This window comes from Streptomyces sp. 8N616 (genome assembly GCF_052246385.1).
Classification (GTDB): Bacteria; Actinomycetota; Actinomycetes; order Streptomycetales; family Streptomycetaceae; genus Streptomyces.
This window is the reverse complement of sequence record NZ_JBQQBY010000025.1, coordinates 64,545-84,008: the sequence shown is the minus strand read 5'-3', so window position 1 is coordinate 84,008 and position 19,464 is coordinate 64,545. Positions and strand designations below refer to the sequence as shown.

14 protein-coding genes and 1 pseudogene are annotated in these 19,464 nt (G+C 69.5%); 7 read left to right on the top strand and 8 right to left on the bottom strand.

Annotated features, from left to right (window positions below; genetic code table 11):
• Nucleotides 1-97: 97 nt before the first annotated feature.
• A complete protein-coding gene (locus tag ACTWQC_RS22885; protein WP_443317660.1) occupies nucleotides 98-358 on the top strand; it encodes an SH3 domain-containing protein in 261 nt (86 codons plus the stop codon).
• 716 nt (nucleotides 359-1,074) lie between these two features.
• Here the strand turns inward: ACTWQC_RS22885 and ACTWQC_RS22880 are convergent.
• Nucleotides 1,075-2,172, bottom strand: a complete 1,098-nt coding sequence (locus tag ACTWQC_RS22880; RefSeq protein WP_443317659.1) for a TniQ family protein — start codon at nucleotides 2,170-2,172, stop codon at nucleotides 1,075-1,077.
• A gap of 991 nt (nucleotides 2,173-3,163) precedes the next feature.
• On the opposite strand from ACTWQC_RS22880, the gene tal reads away from it, so the two are divergent.
• The 5 genes from tal (at nucleotide 3,164) to ACTWQC_RS22855 (ending at nucleotide 7,947) form a co-directional block, all read left to right on the top strand.
• Entirely contained in the window at nucleotides 3,164-4,288 is a 1,125-nt protein-coding gene (gene tal, locus ACTWQC_RS22875; RefSeq protein WP_443317658.1) for a transaldolase, read from the top strand.
• A 2-nt stretch (nucleotides 4,289-4,290) separates the two neighbouring features.
• On the top strand, nucleotides 4,291-5,541 hold the full coding sequence (locus tag ACTWQC_RS22870; RefSeq protein WP_443317657.1) for an NAD(P)/FAD-dependent oxidoreductase: 1,251 nt from the start codon (nucleotides 4,291-4,293) through the stop codon (nucleotides 5,539-5,541).
• A gap of 187 nt (nucleotides 5,542-5,728) precedes the next feature.
• Nucleotides 5,729-6,091, top strand: coding sequence for a DUF488 domain-containing protein (locus ACTWQC_RS22865; RefSeq protein WP_443317656.1), 363 nt, complete (start codon nucleotides 5,729-5,731; stop codon nucleotides 6,089-6,091).
• 253 nt (nucleotides 6,092-6,344) lie between these two features.
• The gene (gene folE, locus ACTWQC_RS22860) at nucleotides 6,345-7,058 is read left to right on the top strand and encodes a GTP cyclohydrolase I (RefSeq protein WP_443317655.1); all 714 of its coding nucleotides are present in this window, start codon (nucleotides 6,345-6,347) and stop codon (nucleotides 7,056-7,058) included.
• Nucleotides 7,051-7,947: a RibD family protein gene (locus tag ACTWQC_RS22855; protein ID WP_443317654.1), complete on the top strand. Its 897-nt coding sequence runs from the start codon at nucleotides 7,051-7,053 to the stop codon at nucleotides 7,945-7,947. The genes folE and ACTWQC_RS22855 overlap by 8 nt, the downstream gene beginning before the upstream one ends.
• 372 nt (nucleotides 7,948-8,319) lie before the next feature.
• Here the strand turns inward: ACTWQC_RS22855 and ACTWQC_RS22850 are convergent, their stop codons facing one another.
• A complete protein-coding gene (locus tag ACTWQC_RS22850) occupies nucleotides 8,320-8,715 on the bottom strand; it encodes a DinB/UmuC family translesion DNA polymerase (RefSeq protein ID WP_443317653.1) in 396 nt (131 codons plus the stop codon).
• 156 nt (nucleotides 8,716-8,871) lie between these two features.
• Nucleotides 8,872-9,261, bottom strand: coding sequence for a VOC family protein (locus ACTWQC_RS22845; protein WP_443317652.1), 390 nt, complete (start codon nucleotides 9,259-9,261; stop codon nucleotides 8,872-8,874).
• A gap of 309 nt (nucleotides 9,262-9,570) precedes the next feature.
• On the opposite strand from ACTWQC_RS22845, the gene ACTWQC_RS22840 reads away from it, so the two are divergent.
• Nucleotides 9,571-10,536, top strand: coding sequence for an SDR family NAD(P)-dependent oxidoreductase (locus tag ACTWQC_RS22840; RefSeq protein WP_443317651.1), 966 nt, complete (start codon nucleotides 9,571-9,573; stop codon nucleotides 10,534-10,536).
• 212 nt (nucleotides 10,537-10,748) lie between these two features.
• Here the strand turns inward: ACTWQC_RS22840 and ACTWQC_RS22835 are convergent.
• The 5 genes and pseudogenes from ACTWQC_RS22835 to ACTWQC_RS22815 all read right to left on the bottom strand — a co-directional run.
• Nucleotides 10,749-11,057, bottom strand: a pseudogene (locus ACTWQC_RS22835) (SAM-dependent methyltransferase); the annotation flags it as partial.
• Nucleotides 11,058-11,459: 402 nt separating this feature from the next.
• A complete protein-coding gene (locus tag ACTWQC_RS22830; RefSeq protein WP_443317650.1) occupies nucleotides 11,460-12,005 on the bottom strand; it encodes a thioredoxin family protein in 546 nt (181 codons plus the stop codon).
• 855 nt (nucleotides 12,006-12,860) lie between these two features.
• Nucleotides 12,861-13,415, bottom strand: a complete 555-nt coding sequence (gene tpg, locus ACTWQC_RS22825; protein WP_443317649.1) for a telomere-protecting terminal protein Tpg — start codon at nucleotides 13,413-13,415, stop codon at nucleotides 12,861-12,863.
• Between the two features lie 3 nt (nucleotides 13,416-13,418).
• A complete protein-coding gene (tap, locus tag ACTWQC_RS22820; RefSeq protein WP_443317648.1) occupies nucleotides 13,419-15,575 on the bottom strand; it encodes a telomere-associated protein Tap in 2,157 nt (718 codons plus the stop codon).
• Nucleotides 15,576-15,983: 408 nt separating this feature from the next.
• Nucleotides 15,984-18,182: a bifunctional polysaccharide deacetylase/glycosyltransferase family 2 protein gene (locus ACTWQC_RS22815; RefSeq protein ID WP_443317647.1), complete on the bottom strand. Its 2,199-nt coding sequence runs from the start codon at nucleotides 18,180-18,182 to the stop codon at nucleotides 15,984-15,986.
• Nucleotides 18,183-19,464: the final 1,282 nt, after the last annotated feature.

The window sequence follows — 19,464 nt, the reverse complement described above, 5'->3', positions numbered from 1 at the left end:
CAGCCCTTCCACGTTCCGACGACCTAGTCTGCGGTCAGCACACCCGAGTGCCGGGCGAGGCGATCACAGCAGCACCGGCCATGACCTGGAGGAAGCGATGCCCAGCCCGCAGCAGCCTTTCGGCACTGTCGTCAGCAGCATTGGCGTCAACCTGCGCAAGTACCCCAGCACCGATTCGGCCATCACCGGAACAGTCAGCCACGGCGCTGAAATCGGCCTGAAGAGCAAGGTCCATGCCCAGGTCATCGACGGCAACAGCATCTGGTACCTGCTGCGGGACGAGCCCGTCTGGGTCGCGGCCCGGCACGTCGACAACACCGGACAGGTTCCCCTTTCCAAGGATGTGGAGCCCGCGTAGCAGCCCGTGGGCTGAAAGATACGACAGAGGATTTGCCAACACGCGGGGGTGACTTCCCCCTCTGCAGCCACCGTCCTGATCCTCCCCGCCCCGGGAGCACCAGGACTCCACCACGCCCTGCACGCCAGCCAGTCGGGAAGGCGCCCTCGACGCTCTCCGCCTTCTCCGGGGTGTCCGGCGCCGTGACGGTACGTCTGGACCGGCTTGCCGACTCCCGCAGATCGAGTTGCGTAGATCCAACAGGCCAAAGGTGAGCATCAGGTCATCCACCGGCTCCCCGGGGGTGGGGCCTGGTGCCCAGCGCGTAGCGCCACGAGGATGCCTTGGCCGCACTGATCCGGGGCCCGCCCCGCGCCGCCGCCTCGTTCTCCTGCCAGCACACGGCCACGGCGTACGCGTCGTGCCTGGTCAGTTCCCCGGTAGTTCCGAACCGGAACAACGGGCCTACGCACGCCGGGGAGACGCGAGGAGGAAGGGCGGAGCTCCTTGCCTCCCGGTGCTCCGACACATGCCATCCAGCGCTCCAGTGCTTGGGCAAACGTGAGGATCGCGTCCGCCAGTCCGGCTTCCCCCGCGGCCGCGCTGCTGAGGCTCGGCGTAGTGAGCGCATTCGTCCGCCAGGTGCCCGGAGGGGTTCCGTCTCGATCACGACATCGACTATTTCTGCTCCTGCTGGATGCGTGCGGGGCAGTCTGCAGAGGGCACCCAGCGACAGCTCAGAGCACGACCGTTGCAATAGGGGCAGACCTCGGAGATCGAGGACAGATGCTTGCCGAACACCCAGCGCAGGCAGGAATTCGCCCGGAACAGGCCGCGGTCGCATGGCCGTTGGTGAAGGTTTGGGAGCCAACTCCAGCGCCGCTCTTCCTTCCTGCGCCCCGCGGCCTTGCGGTCGGGCTGGTGCGGATGCAGCTCGAGCCAGTACCGCAGCGGCTCGCTCTCCCGGCCGTCCACGATGCCAGGTTCGCCGAACCGGTCGGCGAGGCCGGACAACCAGGCCCTGCGGAAGCCTGCTTGCTGCCGCGCAGCTGCTCCCACGCGTCCATTGCCTCGGCCATTACCACCGCTTCGGGGTAAACCACGGCCGGGGCGGCCTGGTGGCGACGCAATCTGGGGCCGACGCCAAGGGCGTCCTCCCGCGCCCGCCACAGCTCTCGGGCGACCTGCTTGGACGCCCACCACCACAGCATCACCTGATGAGCGTCGGCCACCAGGGCATCCCCCGCCGGCCCCAGCCGGTGATCGAAGGCCCGGTGCTGCTGCAGAGCGCGCCCGAGATCGGGGACAGGCGTGGTGTCGATGAGGTAGCCGCCGCCATCCCCGCACTGCCAGCGCCGTCCGCAGCTGCACGGCCGCCACCGGTGCCCCGCTGCGACCAGCCACGCGCCCTCCTCGCGACACAGCGGGCAGGCCTTCAGCGGCCCGGCGCCGGGCTCTTCGGGCCACACCGTGATGCGCACCGCGGCGCGGGAGACGGTCGGCATCCGGTCGGGGCGGAGGTTGGGCAGCGCACGGCGCAGCTGGTGTTCGTCCCGTTCCACCAGCGTGGCCAGACGGGTCGCGGCTTCTTCGCTGACGAGCACCTCCTGGAGGTTCGGCCGTACGCGGGTGGTGGCCGCTGCCGGCAGGCGTCCGTGGTGCAGCACCTTCAGCAGGTGTGGCAGCTCCATGCCGTTGGCGGCCGCGGTGCGGCTGAGGTAGGAGGCGTTCGTCTCGCCGTGGATCAGCGGAACCCGGATCGGGAGGTCCAGTGGCTTGACCGGCGTGCTGGTCGTTCGGGCTCGTGCTGGCGAGCCGGTGGTGCCCTGAGTCATGAGCAGACCGTGGCACACCGGCGCTCCCCGGGTTCGGTGGACGCGACCGGGCTAGGGATGCGCCCCATGCCGCGGCGACACGTTCTTCCGCTGGTCAGTAACACCCTGAAGATCCGGTCGACTCAGGTCACCATCCACCTGTGGATCAGGGGATAGCGGCTGTAGCAACCGGAGTCTTCGGTCTGATGGGCGCCGCCGTTGGGGGTGTCGCCGCGGCATGGGGTGCCCGTGTGGGCGCGGAGCGGACTGCACGCGCCACGCAGCGGTAGGACATCCCCGCCCAGGCACCACGGCGGATCGCCGCGTACAGATCGACCTTGGACTTCGGTGGCGCCATCGCACCCTCATCCCGCAGAGCACCCCAGGCTCCCACCGCAAGGCCCGGGCGTTGCCAGAACACAGATCCATCGCCCTCCGGCGAAACCGGGCCTTCGCCGCTCTGAGTGACAAGTGGCGTCAGCTCCCACGTACAAAACCAGGTGCTCCGCTGAGGCAGGCAGGCCGAGTAGTCGAGCCTGGGACCGGCAATATCAGACCTGATGGTGGTGGCATAGGTCCGCGGTGTCCGTCTCGCGTAGACGCGACAGTTCCGTGCCACGGCCGAGGCGCTTATTTCATGGACGGCGGAGATCACCCGCTGGGCGGGGCGCGGTGGAACAGCAATGGGCGGCAAAGGTCGCCGCAGCGTCCAGCGCACCAGCAGCACCCGACGCCGGCCCGGAGTCGTTGTCGGTGGGCAGGCGCGTGTGCCCGTAGAGAGCATCTCTGCCTGCGTTTGCCAAATGGGCCCATGCCCAGCAGGCTGAAGTTGATCGCTCTCGTGCGGCGGAGGGACCCAGTGCCCCCGCGGAGGGCTCCGAGATAGCGGCCCGGCATGTGACCTCGGCGCTGGTGGGCATCCTCAACGTCGGCGTGCACCTTCCCAGGCGGGATCCCCAGGAACGTGACCGGCGGTTCCCGCTCCGCCCCGCGAAGCGGGAAGGAGGAGGCTGTGAGCGACCCATTGACTGCGCTCAGTGCCTGCGGGGTTTCGGTATGGCTCGACGATCTGAGCCGGGAACGGCTGGTATCGGGCAGTCTCGCCGAGCTGGTCGCCGACAACCACGTGGTGGGAGTGACCACCAACCCCACCATCTTCGCCAAGGCCATCACAGCGGGCGACGCCTACGACGCGCAGCTGCGCGACTTGTCCGTCCGGGGAGTCGAGGTCGGGGAGGCGCTGCGGGCGCTGACCACGTTCGACGTCCGCACCGCCTGTGACGTGCTGCGGCCGGTCTACGACGCCACGGATGGGGTGGACGGGCGGGTTTCGATCGAGGTCGACCCGCGCCTCGCCCACGACACCGGGGCGACCATCGCCGAGGCACGGGCCCTGTGGTGGCTGGTCGACCGGTCGAATCTGTTCATCAAGATTCCGGCCGCCCGTCAAGGGCTGCCGTCGATCGCCGCGTGCCTGGCCGAGGGGATCAGCATCAACGTCACGTTGATCTTCTCTCTGTCCCGCTACGACGCGGTCATGGATGCCTTCCTCGACGGGATGGAACGCGCCCGGCAGGCCGGGCATGACCTCTCTTCGCTCGGGTCGGTGGCGTCGTTCTTCGTCTCCCGCCTCGACGCCGAGGTCGACGCGCGACTGGGCAAGATCGGCACGGCGGAGGCTGCCGAGCTGCGCGGCCGAGCCGCGGTCGCCAATGCCCGGCTCGCCTATCAGCACTACGAGCAGGTGTTTTCCTCGCCGCGCTGGGAGGCGTTGCGCGATGCCGGTGCCCGCCCGCAGCGGCCGCTGTGGGCATCGACCTCGACCAAGGACCCGGCCTACCCCGACACCCGGTACGTGGTCGACCTCGTCGCGCCCGGTGTGGTCAACACCATGCCCGAGGCCACCCTTCGTGCAGTCGCCGACCACGCTCAGGTGCCCACCGACTCGGTGCGCGGCCACTACGCCGAAGCGCAACAAGTACTGAACCGGCTGCAGGCCCTCGGCATCGACTACGACGACGTGGTGCAAAAGCTCGAGGACGACGGCGTGGCCGCGTTCGACGCGAGCTGGGACCAGCTCCGCGAACAACTGTCCGCCACCCTGCACGCACAGCCCGCAGGACCGTACAGGAGCTGACTATGGCTTCGGACACGACGCACCTGATCGTCGGAGCGAGCCTGGCGGGGGCGAAGGCCGCGCAGACCCTGCGCGAGCAGGGCTTCGAGGGCCGGATCGTCCTGGTCGGCGAGGAGAACGAGCGCCCCTACGAGCGGCCGCCGCTCTCGAAGGGATATCTGCTGGGCAAGGCCGAGCAGGAGGAGATCTACGTCCACCCGCCCCAGTGGTACGCCGAGCACGATGTCGACCTGCGCCTCGGCGCCACGGTCACTGCCCTTGACCCAGCCGCCCACGAAGTGACCCTCGCGGACGGCAGCCGCCTGGGCTACTCAAAGCTGCTGCTGACCACCGGTTCCTCGCCGCGCCGCCTTCCGGTGCCTGGCGCCGACCTCGACGGCGTGCTCTACCTGCGCCGACTCGAAGACAGCAACCGCATGAAGGAGACCTTCGGGTCCGCATCCCGTATCGCGGTCATCGGCGCGGGCTGGATCGGCCTGGAGACCGCTGCCGCCGCCCGCGCCGGCGGTGTCGAGGTGACCATGCTGGAGAGGTCAGAATTGCCGTTGCTACGGGTGCTGGGCCGCGAGGCCGCCCAGATCTTCGCCGACCTGCACACCGACCAGGGGGTCGACCTGCGCTTCGGTGTCCAGGTCGCCGGGATCACCGGCACCGGCGGACACGCGAGCGGCGTGCTGCTGGCCGACGGCAGCCGCATCGACGCCGACGCGGTCATCGCCGGCGTCGGGATCACCCCCAACAGCCAACTGGCCACAGCCGCCGGCCTCGACGTCGACAACGGCATCCGCGTGGACGCTCACCTGCGCTCCTCTCACCTGGACATTTACGCTGCCGGCGACGTCGCCAACGCCTTCCATCCTCTGCTCGGCAAACACATCCGCGTCGAACACTGGGCCAACGCCCTGCACCAACCGCAGGTCGCGGCCAAGGCCATGCTCGGCCAGGACGTGGCCTACGACCGCGTGCCGTACTTCTTCACCGACCAGTACGACCTGGGCATGGAGTACACCGGCTATGTCGAACCTGGCGCCTACGACCAGGTGGTTTTCCGCGGCAGGACCAGCACAGGTGAATTCATCGCGTTCTGGCTCGCCGACGGCCGGGTACTGGCCGGGATGAATGTCAACGTCTGGGACGTCACCGACCCCATCAGCGCCCTGGTGACCTCCGGCCGAGCGGTGGACGCCAAGAAGCTCGCCGACACCGACGTGCCCCTGACTGACCTTCTCGACCACCCCGACCGGGTCGGGTGATACCGGAAGGGCGTCCGCTCAGGTGACGGTCACACCGTCCGGATCGGGTCCTACATGGCCGGTGCCGGACAGGCCCCGGCGTGAGCAGACGAACCTGCCTGACGACAAGTGGCGCGGCTCGAGATCATCTCTCGTTACTACGTGTTGTCGAAGAAGCGGAGTACTCAGCTTACGAGGAGGCCCCTCCATGGCACGCAAGAGGTCGGTGCACGTCCGCAGGGTCTACGAGGCTCCGGCGCAGGCCGACGGCGCCAGAGTGCTGGTCGACCGGGTCTGGCCCCGGGGAATGACCAAGGAGAAGGCCCACCTCGACGAGTGGTGCAAGCAGGTCGCACCGTCCACGGAGCTGCGCAAGTGGTACAGCCACGACCCCGAGCGTTTCGCGGAATTCAGCCGCCGTTACCGGACCGAGCTCAAAGATCCGCAGCACGCAGACGCACTGGCGCACCTGCGCGACCTCGCCAGGGACCGGACCCTGACACTCCTCACCGCAACCAAGCATCCCGAGATCAGCGAGGCGGAGGTGCTCGCCGAGCTGCTCCGGGGCTGACAGCGTGGGTCAGCTGAGCTCCACTCTCGCCGGCGGACCCACGGGAGGCCTTTGCGAAACGGACACGGAAGATGCACAACCGCAGCGTCGGTAGGTGCACACGCGACGGGTAGCGCGACGGCGCCGACGGACACGGCACCTCAGTGCGCTGCCGCGGGAGGCGTCGTGAACTCGCTCAGCGGTCACGCAGAGATCGGTCGATAATGGAAGCGGCCAACTCCAGCGAGACATTCGTCCCGTCTTGAGGCTGCATATGAACGATCAATCCACGCACATGAACGGTCCTCCGCCCGTCGTAGGGCTGGTCGGCGAACGGCTGGTGCCCCTCACGGACGAGGTTGAGTGGGCGGCCGTGTCTCCGCGGCAGATCACCCCCGAAGAGTGGCAGCGGTTCGAGGTCTACCTGAAGGAGATCTTCGGGGCGCTGGGCCTGGCCGTCGGGTCAGCGGCCACGGCCGACACCCCCCGCCGCTTCCTCCGCGCCCTCTTCGACGCCACCAGCGGGTACGAAGGCGACGAGAAGCTGGTCACCGCCTTCGAGACCGAATGCCACGGCGGTTCGGACTGCCGGATCAGCCAGATCGTCGAAGGGCCGATCCCGTTCTTCTCCCTGTGCGAGCACCACAGCCTGCCCTTCTTCGGCAAGGCGTACATCGGCTACATCGCCCACGAACACATCCTCGGACTGTCCAAGCTGACCAGACTGGTGCGGCTGTTCGCCCGCCGGTTCTCGATGCAGGAGCGCATCGGCCGCCAGCTCGCCGAATCGTTGCAGCAGCTCCTGCAGCCACACGGCGTCGCGGTCCACTTGGAAGCGGTACATCTGTGCACGCAGATGCGCGGGGTACGGGAGATCGAGTCCAGTACCCGTACCACCCACTGGCGGGGTACCTACGACGAGGATCCGCAACTGCGTGCCGAATTCTTCACGCTGTGCGGCCAACGGGGCCTGGCCGGACATGGCTGAGCACACCGCCACGCACCCCGCCGGCGGAACACCGCCAGGCTCGTTGGAGCCCCTGGAGCTGCTGTACGAGGAGGCCGGGCAGCCCCGCTTCGGTCTGCCCCCGGCGCTCGCCACGGCCTACGGCGGCGATCTGGGCTTTACCCCGCCGTGCGTCTACGCGAACTTCGTCACCTCGATCGACGGAGTCGTCGCCCTCGGCCCCGAATACCCGTCCTCCGGCTCGGCGATCAGCGGGCGCGAACCGGCGGACCGCTTCGTCATGGGACTGCTGCGCGCCTGCGCCGACGCCGTACTCATCGGAGCGGGCACGCTCCGGGCCACGCCCGGCCACCGATGGACGCCCGACCACGTCTGTCCGCAAGCAGCCCCCGACTTCGCCGAGCTACGGCGCAGCCTGGGACGCGCCACCCAACCGGACCTGGTCGTGGTCACCGCGAGCGGCGACGTGCCCACCGAGCACCCAGCCCTGCAGTCGGGCGCGCTCGTGGCCACCACAGTGGACGGCGCCCGCCGACTGGACGGACGTCTGCCGGCAGCGTGCACGATACTCACCGCAGTCGAAGGATCCACCCTCCGTATGGCCGACGTCCTCGCAGCCCTCCGCGCCCACGGACGCACCGCGGTGCTCACCGAGGGCGGGCCGCACCTCATCGGTCACCTGCTCGGTGAGGACCTGCTGGACGAACTGTTCCTCACGACATCCCCGGTGCTGGCCGGCCGTACCGACACCTCCCGACCTGGGCTGATCGAAGGGCTCGAACTGCTGCCGAACCGGCCGGCGTGGATGGAACTGATCAGCACGCGGCGACGGGATTCGTACCTGTTCCTCCGCTACCGACTTCGGCCGCCACGCGCACACGCCGGCCCGGAATCAGCGTTGCCCCGTTGACGCAGGCCGAATGCGACGCCGATTTCGCGCGCTCAGGCCGTGCCATCGGCCGCGTCGTCCTGGGCGACGAGGCCGTAGACGGTGGCGACCGAGGGGTGCTCGTCAGCGGTCGTGATCGGCGTCCTGTTTCTGGAGGACGTGGCTGGCGAGGCGCGAGATCTTGGTGAGGGACTGGCCGTAGAGGGGAACGAGGAGACCCACGACGTGGTCGACGATTCGATGGAGTCGTCGTGGACGAAGGGTGGACCAAGCGGCACCGCTCGGCGTCGTCGGCCAGGGTCCGGGGCCACTTGCCGCTGGGCATGGTCGGGAAGTTCGCGTACACGGTCCAAGCTGATCTGCTGGGTCACAGTGTCGGCCGGGATGATGCGTTCAGCGCGGAGCGTGACGCCGCGGACACGGCGCGCTGCAGCCCGAGCGCGCCGAAGGAGGCGTAGACGGCGAGGCGGAGGTCTCGGTGCGGGCGGAGGCCTCGAGGAGGGCACGGGAGCGGACCAGGTTCGAACGGTCGGCGAAGGTCAGCGTGAGGGTCAGGGCGCGAGCGGTCTGGTGGCGGGTGCGGAGCCGCTCGCCGAGGACGACGGCCATGTCCAGCAGTGCTGTTTGGATGAGGGCCGGGTCCAGGTCGGCCAGTGCGGCTGCGGCCGGCAGCGCCTGTACGAGCGGAGTCGTCTCCCGGAGCAGGTCGAACAGCATCCGGTAGAGGGCCTCCTCCGTGCCCGGGCGGCAGCGCACATGCAGCAGTGCACGCTTCCGGCCTGTGCCCATGGACGGCACCTCCCGCCCATGTCATGAGTCAAGAAGTTGGCAGAGTTTGATCTTGCTCGGGTCGGGATCCTCCATCTTTGGAGGGGCTCCTCATCGTGTTCGCGTGAGCGTGGGTAGGCGACCGGAAGTAGGTCTGGCGCGGTGTGCGGCCTCCGATCAGGGGCGGCGGCCCGCAAGGACGCAGAACTCGTTCCCCTCCGGGTCGGCAAGACAGACCCAGCTCTCATCGCCGGTTTGGCCGACGTCGGCGTGTCGAGCACCTAGGTCGAGCAGGCGACGGACCTCTTCGTCTTGCTCCCTGTCGGTTGGGTTGACGTCGATGTGGAGCCTGTTCTTGACGGTCTTGCCCTCGGGCACGTGCGCGAATGTCAACGTCGGTGACACTGGGCCAAGGTGGTTCTTGCCCTCAGGCACCATAGGGGAGCCAATGGTGACGATTCCGTCGCCTTCGTCTTGCACCTCGTAGTCAAGGACCGAGCACCAGAACCGGGCGAGACCGTTGGGATCGGCACAGTCGATCGCAAGCTCGGTGAACTTACTGGTCATGTCAGGACCTCCCGGTCAAGTAGCGGGTCCGCCAAAGGCCACACGGCAACCGCAGTGTTCGACGGCGAGGTAAGCCGCACGTGGTGTGCGTTCGTCGAGGGCCTGGTGGGGGTCGCAGAGTGTTGTAGGTGTGGCGGAACAGGTTGACTTCGACGGCGGCTGTAGTTGGCGCGTTTCGCCAACTACAGCGCTCAGCAGATCGGCGTGGGTTCGCACTATTGGGTACGGCATCACATCAGGCCTGCTCTGCCGAGTGGTTGGCTCTGCTGCCTTGCCATAGAGCGCGCTCCAATGCGTAGCGTTCGGTTCATGATCACACCTCAGCACAAGATTGGATCGGGGTTCGGAGCCCGAAGCACCGCGGACGACGTCCTGCGCGGGATCGACCTCTCCGGAAAGCTCGCGATCGTCACCGGCGGCTACTCAGGCCTCGGTCTGGAGACGACACGCGCGCTCGCCGGTGCCGGCGCCCATGTCGTCGTTCCCGCCCGGCGGCGAGCGACCGCTCATGAAGCGGTCAACGGCATCGACAACGTCGAGGTCGACGAGCTCGACCTCGCCGACCTGGTGAGCGTCCGGGGATTCGCCGAGCGCTTCCTCGCTTCGGGCCGCAGCGTCGATGTCGTCATCAACAACGCCGCAATCATGGCCTGCCCGGAAACGCGGGTCGGCCCCGGCTGGGAGGCGCAGTTCGCGATCAACCATCTTGGTCACTACGCGCTCGTCAACCGGCTCTGGCCGGCGATCTCGCGCGGCCGGGCCCGCGTCGTTGCCGTTTCCTCCGCCGCCCACCACCGCGCGGGGATCCAATGGGACGACGTGCAGTTCGAGCACGGCTACGACAAGGTCCAGGCCTACGCACAGGCGAAAACGGCCAACGCACTGTTCGCCGTGCACCTCGACGCACTCGGACGCGACGCCGGAGTGCGGGCGTTCTCGCTGCATCCCGGCAAAATCCTCACCCCGCTGCAGCGCCACCTTTCCGACGAGGAGATGGTCGCCGCCGGCTGGATCGACGCGGACGGCAACCTGGTCGACCCCACGTTCAAGACGCCCGAGCAAGGCGCGGCAACGCAGGTATGGGCGGCGACCTCCCCGCAGCTGGCGGACAGGGGCGGCGTCTACTGCGAGGACTGCGACATCGCCGAGCCCGCCGCGGGCGATGACGCGCCGGCCGGCGTGCGCGATTACGCGTCCGATCCCGAGCAGGCCGCGCGTCTGTGGACGCTCTCGGCCGAGCTCACCGGCATCGACGCGTTTGCGGCAACCGCCTAGGGTCCGCGAGCGGGGTGCGCACCGCACGGCAGCCCCAGGGCCGGCCCTGCAAGCTGGTCACGACGGCGGCCCTTCCCTCACCATCGCTCGCCTGACATGTGTCCCACCGCATTCCCGTTGGCAGATAGCAAAGCTCTGACCTGCAGGGCTGCCAGATGATCTGAAAATGCGGGCTGGTGTCATTCCCACATGAGTTGGCCTCCGCGGAAGGGTCACGCGGCTGGCAGCGGTGCCGGTTCGGCAGGGCCTTTCCACCAGACGAAGACCTCGGTGCTCGGCCGACGTTCGGAGAACCGGCCCGACGGGGAGACCTCCCGCAGTAGTCGACGCAGGTCGGCCTCGAAGTCGTCGCGGCGCGTGCCGAACAGGCGCGGAGCCGAGAACGACATCGAGAACACCCACGCGACGACGTCGTCACCCCTGCGCTCCAGAGCCTGTCCGCCGGGAAGGGCACGGCGCTGGGGACCGGAGAATCCCGCCCGGGTGAGCACCGAGGCCTCATCGCCGGGTGTTCCCTGCGGCACGGAGCATGCCCCGGATGGTTGCCGTATCGTGGCCCGGCCGATCCGCGAGACCTGTACGACTGTCGGTCACCGGCGGGGATGTACCCCCTGCCGCACGGCGCGCCTGGTCTGCAGCTGTGATGCGTCGTGGAGTTCGGCGATCGCCTCGGCCGGGTCGGGATGGTCGGACAGGTCGATGTCCGCGGGTCTGCGGCGTAGCTGATCAGCCCGAGAAGACGGATGTCGGCTTCCTGCAGCTCCGCTGCCAGTCGGGGTCGGCAGCGGAGCTGCCGCGCGTCTGAGGGGCGCGCGGCGGAACCTGCTCGTCTTCGGCAAGGAACTCCTTCAGGGCCCGGCCGGGGTGGTGCGGAACCGCAGCGCGGTCCGCCCGGCGTAGAGCCCCCGGGGAGAGGGGTGCGATCAATCCCGCCATTTGATGGAGCAGCCCAGGCTCGGCCGGTGCGGCTCGGGTACCGGCTCACCGGCCAGAACGTGAGTGATCGCATCCTGGAGCAGTTCACCGGTGACCGGCTTGCCGCTCCCCGGCGTGGAGTCGTCCATCGCGCCGCGGTAGGCCAGCCGCCGCTGCGTGTCGTAGAGGAAGAAATCCGGCGTGCAAGCGGCCTGGTAGGCCCGGGCGACCGTCTGCTCGGAGTCCACCAGGTACGGGAAACTCCAGCCTGCCCGCCGGGCCTGCTCAGCCAGATGCTCGGGCCGGTCATCCGGATACGCGTGCGTGTCGTTGGCGCACACGCCCACCACCGTCAGGTCCGGGTGGCGGGCGAGCAGCCTTCCCAGCCCGGCCTCGACGTGGCGTACGTAAGGACAGTGGTTGCACAAGAACGCGACCAACAGCCCAGGCGCAGCAGCGAAGTCGTCGCGGCGGACCGTCCGACCTGCCAGATCGGGCAGCGCGAAGTCCGGTGCGGGCGTACCCAGTGGCACCATCTGTGACGAGACAGCCATACGGGCGATCCTAGGGGCCTTGGATCGCGGCACCGTTCCGGCTCGCCCACCCTGGCGACCTTCTCGCTTTACGGAGCTCGGGTCGCTGGTCGAAAGGCCTTGTCCCGAGCTTTGCGTGGTGCCGAGGTTCAAAGCTGGGCGGCACCGCGGACGTCGCCGTGCCGCACCGAACCGCCGCGCCGCCAGGAGCCGCAGATGGCCCGCTCGCTGATGGATGCGGTCACCGTGGACTTCCGCCTGGAGAAGCCGCACGACGCCTACGGCACGCCCTGGAACGGGTCTTGGCAACCCGCCTGGAGGGCCTGAGCCGCCGCACGCTCCGGAAACCGTGCAGGTCGAAGACGGTCGGGGAGCCGGAGACCATCGCTGATCTCTGGCTACCCGACCACAGGTGTGACTGACCATTCCAGCGGGCGAGTTGAGCTTTGGCCACCCCTCACCAGTCGAAGCACGCCCTTGGGCCTGCGGTTTACGAGGCGCGCGCTCGTGAGCTCGCGGCGGGCGATGACGCCAGGATCGGTGACGAGGAGATCCGAATGGGCCATCGAGCACGCCTCGCCGGCAGTTCGCGACCTGGTGCGGCACATGCCGGTTCGCAGCCCTGGTCGCAGTCGGCTGGACGCGCTCTACTACCAGCTCGACGCAGCCCTTCGCCGCTGATCAGCGAGGCACGCCCCTCTCTGGCCCCCGACGGAACGGCAAAGCCCGCCACCACGTTCCCCAGATCAACGCGTGCGCCGGTCAGTTCGCCGACACCCTGGACTCGACACGCTCAGCTCGCCGGATCAACTGCTAACTCGCCGGCTGAAGTGCTCAATCACATGTGGTCGGGACTTCCGGAGGCCTCGGACTTTCTCAGAACGACACGTCGAAGTAGTCGACGTCCGTGAACTCGACTTCCAGGCCCTGGGCGCGTCGTCCGCTGTCCTGGAAATAGATCTCTTGCAGTCCTTCGGCGACGATCTGGCGCAACTGCTGGTCGCTGGCGCCCTGCTGCTGGGCCTGGAAGAGGCGGTTGGCGTACTCGGGCGGGAGGTGCACGGTCAGCCGTCGCAGCCGCGGGTCGTCGGTGGTGCCGATCGGCGCGGTGTAGCCGAAGCGGGCCCGGGTCTCGATGGTGATGCCGGTGGCAGCGGCGGCCTGCTTGCGGCGGCGCTGCCGCACCCGCGGCTGCCAGCGGCGGCGGACCTCGGCATCGATCCGGTCCGCGATGGCCCGCGGCGGCTTCCTCCGCTCACCCTTGAGATAGCGCTCCACGGAGCGCTGGGTGACCTCGAGCAGGTCAGCCACGGCCTTGGTGGTCTTCAGCTTCCCCAGCAGGAACTCCACCCGCTTCTGGGTCGACTTCGGGGGCTCACGGGTGAAAACCTCCTGGTCCGCGCGGTGGAGGGCGTCGTGGATGTCCGTCACGGCTTACTCTCCTTCGTCCATGACGGCGTCGCCACCCTTGATGTGGCGGGCCGGGTTGTAGCCCTGCTCCATCAGGTCGACCGCCCACGCCATCTCCTGGACCCCCTCCAGCTTGGCCAGGCCGGGGGCGGCGCCGAGGCGGAACGTGCCCGGAAGCACCTTGCCGTCGTCGGTGAGCGGAAGGAAGTCCAGCGGCGAAGGGCCGGCCGACGGGTAGACGACGCAGTCGGACAGCACGGCGAGGGGGTACAGGCCGGACGCCTTGGCGGTGTTGAGCATCTTGCGGTGCATGTTCACCCTCGCCTTGGAGATGACCGCGGCCCGAATGTCCGGCCGCCAGGTCGGGCGCTCCAGCGCGGGCCAGCGCTCCCCGTCGCGGTAGTGGCGGCCCTGCGGGCGCTCCCTGAGTTTGCCGATGCCGCCCTTGATCGTCGACTTGATCGCGGACAGCACGCACGCCAGGGCCGGGTCGACGTCCTTGTGGTGCTCCATCGCGGCCAGGAACACGGCCTCGCCGACGTCCTTGCCGACCGGGATACCGAGGCCGGCCATCGTCGTCACGTATGCGTCCTTGAGCCGGTCGTGCCACGGGTCCAGGTACGCACCGGTCTCGTGGCGCAGATACGCCTCGAGCGGCCGCACGTCGGCCCCGAGCTCCACCGCGTACGCCACGGTCGGCGTGGCGTACCAGGCCGGGCCCTCCGGCCGCTGCCCGGACGGGGTGAACGGCGACGGGAGGCGTGGGTCCAGCTCGATGTGCGAGAGGTCCACGAACCAGGAGCCCGGGTGCTTCTTGTCGAACACGGGCGCCTTCACGTGGAAGGGCTCGCCGAGGCCGACCGTCAGGCGGGCGGCGGCCGCGAGGAAGGCCGTGTTGATGTCGATGCCGACCGCCCAGGGCAGCAGGCACTCGGCATCCTCCAGCAGCTTCGGATCGCGCACCCACTGGTACGCCTCCTCGTCCAGGAATCCGCCGGACCAGCCCTGGGCGACGGGGTGCTCGATGGGGGCCTCCGGCGGCGCCGGGTCCACCGGCTGCGTCAGCGCGCCGGGGTTCGGCCCGGAGACCCAGGTGCCGGAGGCGTTGTCGCGTACGGCGCGGGTCGGCGGGCGCAAGCTCGTCATCAGCTCCAGCCCCGACACGGCGGTGGAGCCGCGCGGGGTGATGACGCGGGTGGCGTAGACGCCCAGGATGCGGGCGAGTTCCGCGGGGTGCAGCTCGGCTGCGTTGCCCCAGGCGCGGGTGTCGAGCGCCTCCCAGGACAGGATCGCCAGTTGTACGCACTGGCGCTGCCCGCCCTGTGCTGGGCGGTAGATCCGCGCCCACGGCCCGAACCCGCGCTGCGTGAGCTTCCACGTCGCGCGGGCGATCTGCTTGACCACCGTGTGGTCCTCCGGCAGCCGCAGCGACCGGCGCGCCTCCGGGCCCTCCAGCCGCGCGGGCAGGCCGAACCCCTCGGCAGCGGACTCGGTCAGCACGATCAGCGGGTCGGCGTCCTTGCCGTTGCGGTGCAGCCGCGCAGCGCCGATGCCGGACTCCGTGAGTGTCCACTCCACCAGTGCCGGGACGGTCGTCGCCGGACAGTCCAGCACCACGCCGCCGATGCAGTACGCGGCCCCGTCCCCATCCAGCACGGCGAGGGGGCCGTTCGGGAACCGCGGATCCACAGCGGGCGCGGCGGCCTTCTTCGCCGCTGGACGGCGCGCCGTCGACGTCCTCGCCGTGCTCCTGGTTGCGGCCGCGGGCCGGGAACTCGTAGCCGCCGGAGCCGGAACAGCCCCGGGCGCAGCCGGCGCCGGCGGACCGGCAGCAGGCCCGCCGGCAACGCCCAACGGCCCGGCGGCAACTTCCGGCGCGGCCGGCGCCACAGCCGGCACACTCCCTGTCCCGGCCTCCTCCGAGGGAACCGGGTACAACGCGGCAAGGCCCTCCAGAAGACGGATATAGGCCGCACGCTTCGGCGGCCGCGGCTCCTTACGGCCCGCCTCCCAATCGGCCACCGTCTCCCGCCGCACCTTCAGCGCCCTGGCCACCTGAGCCTGCGTCAGGCTCGCCGCCGTACGCAGCCGCTCCCGCTCCCCCGGCGGCGGCAGAATCCCGCCCGCCTTCTCCAGCAAAGCGTCCACCGCCGCAAACAGGCTCTCCTGCTCCCCAGGCATGAGCAAACACCACCTCCCACCCCGACACTAGCGGAAACACACACGAGACGTACACGGAACACGCCCAAACCCAAGGGCGTCCTTACACGTTCACCCATCCCCTGACAACCCCTACGGAGCAGCGAGCGGCGCGACAGGAACCGGGGCAGACGCAAGACCACACGCACGACAACGCGCGGGCACAGACCCACGCACGAACACGCCGGCCCCTGCACAGCCCGGCGAACAGCTCCCGCCCAACGCCCCTGCCAGGGGCTGCCTGCCGGGAACACCGGCACCGGCTCCTGGGGATGCCGGACATCGGCATAAAGGGGGGAAGCAGGAGCAGTGAAGGATGAGGCAATGCCGGACACAGACCACGGACAGCGTTCACGCGAGAGGCCATCCAGCCCCGGAGAGGGGGAAGGTTCACCGCTCGGGACTGGAAGGCTGAGGAGGCAGCATGACCTCTCCCGTGCGCCTGAGCCGCTGCCAGGGCAACCGGTAACCCTTAACCGCAGTGAGACAGGCCTGAATAAGGACCAGATACATCAACTGGCGGTAGACCACCTGCTGGAGGGGAAGTGCCCACAGCGGCCGGAGCCTCTCGCCGTCGAGGCGGAAGGCGTAACCGGCGCAGAGCAACTGCACCACCAGCACGGCCGTCCACGCGGCCATCGTGCCCAGGGGATGGCGGAACACCAGGCCATAGAGAGTCAGGATGTCGATCAGCGGGGCCAGGAGCGGAGTAATGATCTGGAAGACCGCCAGCAGCGGCAGACCCACCCGGCCGAAATGGCCCGCATGGCCGGGCTCGATCAGAGCCCGGCGGTGTTTCCACGCGGCCTGGATGGTCCCGTAGCTCCACCGGTAACGCTGGCGCCACAGCTCCCGCAACGAACCCGGAGCCTCGGTCCAGGCCCGGGCGTCCGGGGCGTAGCCGACCTCCCAACCCGCCCGGTGCAGAGCCATGGTGACGTCGGTGTCCTCCGCGAGGGTGTCCGCACTCATCATCCCGCAGCTGCGCAGAGCCGCGGCGCGGAAAGCCCCCACGGCGCCCGGGATGGTCGGCAGGCAGTACAGCAGGTCATACATCCGGCGGTCGAGATTGAAACCCATGACGTACTCGATGTGCTGCCACCGCCCCAGCAGCCGCCCCCGGTTGCCGACCTTCGCATTGCCGGCCACCGCGCCGACCCGGGGATCGGCGAACGGCTGGATGAGATGATGGACCGTCCAGGGGTCGAAGACGGTATCGGCGTCCATCAGCACGACCAGATCACAGGACGCGGCCCGGATACCGGTGTTCAGAGCCGACGGCTTGCCCCCGTTGGGCTGCCGGATGACGGTCAGCCCAGCGATACCCAAGGAAGCGGCGATACCGGCGGTGGCATCGGTGGAACCGTCATCCACGACGATGATCTCGACAGGGTGACGGCCGGCGGACAGGGAACGCAGGGTCGTGGCGATGCACAACTCCTCGTTGAAGGCCGGGATCACCACACTCACGGGTTCGGTGACGGGCCGGTTGTCGCCGGGGCCCGGCGGCCCGCGGCGGCGGTGGCGGTGGGCGTGGTGGTGGGCCAGGACGAGCAGCAGCAGGCACCGTCCCAGAATCAGCGAGCCGACCACCAGGAGCAGTGTGGTGACGACCGAGACGGCCGTCGCCGAGACGCCCACGGCGGCCACGAAGATCTTTCCCTGCCACAGCCGAGCCCCCTCGACGGGGTGGGTGAGGGCGCCCGCGCCGACGATGTCGTCGACGGTGGTGAACCGGTAGCCCTGCGCCTTGAGCTGGGGGATCAAGGTGTCCAGGGCCTTCACGGTCTGCGACCTGTCACCCCCCGCGTCGTGCAGCAACAGAACGGCCCCCTGCCCCGGGGCCTGCGGCAGCGCGGCATCCACGATCCGCCCGGCACCCGGCCGCTCCCAGTCCCGGGTATCACGATCGATGAACGCCAGAAGATAGCCCCTCTCCCCCAGGCGCCGGGCCACAGACCATGACCGGTCATCCAGCGCGCCGGGCGTGGAGGAATACGGCATCCGCAACACGGAGCTGTTGATACCGGCCGCACCGGCCAGGGCAAGCTGGGTCAGGGCCAGTTCCCGGTCCGTCTCACCCGCCGACACCGCCGTCAGGTCCGGATGGGAAAAGGTGTGCACGCCGATCTCGTGGCCCGAGCGGACCAGATCCCGCACCAGACCCGGATGACGGGCCGCCTGCTGACCCGTCACAAAGAACGTCCCGGGAACACGGTAACGATCCAGCACCGCCCGCACCCTAGGCGTCCACGTGGCATCGGGACCGTCATCGAAGGTAAGGACCACCGTCCTCGCCGGAGTTCGGTAACTGCGCACCTGCCCCCGGGTGGTGTCCACAACCGGACCGCCACCGGCGATATGCCGCGGCACAGAAGCGGCCGGCCCCGCGGCGCGTGGCTGCTGATCACCCGCGAAACCCCGGGTCGTCAGCCCCTGAACCAGCAGAACCGACACCAGAAACGCCAGCAGGACGAGCGGAACGACGACCCGGAAACGACGCCCCCGCCGGGATCGCCCCGGTCCAGGTACGCGCACGGCACGGGAGGGCGCTGGGCGGTGGGGGGACCGGTGACGCCCCTGGTGCATCAGGGGGCCTCGACCGCCGGCGGGGTGGTGGGCGGCACCGTACCCGAGTCCGAGGTCGGCGGGACCTCCGGAGCCGGGGCTGGAGCAGGCGGCACCAGCGGCGCAGGGGCCGGCGGGGACTCAGGCGCAGGCGGCGGAGCGGGCGGGGCAGGCGGCGGCTCAGGCGCAGGCGCGGCAGGCGGCGGGGCGGGGGCCGGCGCAGGCGCAGGAGGAGGTGGGACGGCAGGCGTCTGCCCGCCATCCGGCGCCGGAGCAGGAGCGGGTGGCGAGTCACCCGGGGCCGGCGCCTGCCCCGGGGACGCCGGCTCCTGCGGCCCAGGACTCAGGACAGGCGCTGGTACGCCCGGCACCGCCAACCCCCCAGGCGCAAACGGCACAACTGCACCAGGCACGCCAGGCGGAGTAACGAGCCCCGGAACAAGCGGGCTCCCCGGGGCGGCGACCGTCCCGGCACCAGGCAGGAAACCGCCCAACGGCCCAGGGCCGCCGGGCACCACCAGAATTGCGCCCCCAGGACCCTGCACAACCGGAGGGAACAAAGGAGCCGGAACATCACCGCCGCCGGCACCGGGGAAACCAGGGCCATCGGCTCCCGGCTCGGCGGGCGGAGCGAACACACCCGGCAGCGGCACAATCGCCCCCGGCGCGAAAGGCGTTGCACCCACCAGACTCAGACCCACAGCAGCCAGATACGCCGCCGCCAGCCCCGCCAACCCGTACCCGGCACGACGCACCAGCCGCGCACGACGGCCCGAGGAATCCACGAACACCGGACCATGCGGAACCGCCGACGCCCCACCCCCCGCATACCCTGAAAAAAGCCGATACGCCATGCATTCAGCCTAAACTCGACCCACGACATGTCCAGCAGACGACCAACAAATCGCCCCCCACAGCCGGCCAAGAGGCGACCAGCCGACGCCCGCGCGGGTCGCCCCCCGGGGGCACCACGGTCAGCACCCGCGCCACGAACGCCCCAAGCGCCATCCTCACCACGGCAGCAACCCCAACTACTTCAAAACCCACCAGCAACAACCGGGATCGGGCGGGCCACGATCACCCAGCAGCCAGACGGCCCAGCGGCCGGACGGACCGACGGCCCGACGGCCGGGCGCAACCCCGCCGACTGATGCCTACGCTGCACCGCGGCCGCCCCGCACAAGCCCGGGGCGAGACGGGCGGGCCGGGGCGATTGACGCCACGGATGCCCGCACGCACCCGCCTTGTCCGCACACCCAGCCACACAGATGACATCTCGTCACATGACAACCCCCACCCCATC

Excerpts from the sequence above, each read along its gene's own strand:
- ACTWQC_RS22855 (WP_443317654.1), top strand. The coding sequence starts at position 7,051 with ATGGCTGAGCACACCGCCACGCACCCCGCCGGCGGAACACCGCCAGGC.
- folE (WP_443317655.1), top strand. The coding sequence starts at position 6,345 with ATGAACGATCAATCCACGCACATGAACGGTCCTCCGCCCGTCGTAGGG.
- ACTWQC_RS22830 (WP_443317650.1), bottom strand. The coding sequence starts at position 12,005 with ATGGCTGTCTCGTCACAGATGGTGCCACTGGGTACGCCCGCACCGGAC.
- tap (WP_443317648.1), bottom strand. The coding sequence starts at position 15,575 with ATGCCTGGGGAGCAGGAGAGCCTGTTTGCGGCGGTGGACGCTTTGCTG.
- ACTWQC_RS22870 (WP_443317657.1), top strand. The coding sequence starts at position 4,291 with ATGGCTTCGGACACGACGCACCTGATCGTCGGAGCGAGCCTGGCGGGG.
- ACTWQC_RS22840 (WP_443317651.1), top strand. The coding sequence starts at position 9,571 with ATGATCACACCTCAGCACAAGATTGGATCGGGGTTCGGAGCCCGAAGC.
- ACTWQC_RS22865 (WP_443317656.1), top strand. The coding sequence starts at position 5,729 with ATGGCACGCAAGAGGTCGGTGCACGTCCGCAGGGTCTACGAGGCTCCG.
- ACTWQC_RS22845 (WP_443317652.1), bottom strand. The coding sequence starts at position 9,261 with ATGACCAGTAAGTTCACCGAGCTTGCGATCGACTGTGCCGATCCCAAC.
- ACTWQC_RS22880 (WP_443317659.1), bottom strand. The coding sequence starts at position 2,172 with ATGACTCAGGGCACCACCGGCTCGCCAGCACGAGCCCGAACGACCAGC.
- ACTWQC_RS22815 (WP_443317647.1), bottom strand. The coding sequence starts at position 18,182 with ATGCACCAGGGGCGTCACCGGTCCCCCCACCGCCCAGCGCCCTCCCGT.
- ACTWQC_RS22885 (WP_443317660.1), top strand. The coding sequence starts at position 98 with ATGCCCAGCCCGCAGCAGCCTTTCGGCACTGTCGTCAGCAGCATTGGC.
- ACTWQC_RS22850 (WP_443317653.1), bottom strand. The coding sequence starts at position 8,715 with ATGGGCACAGGCCGGAAGCGTGCACTGCTGCATGTGCGCTGCCGCCCG.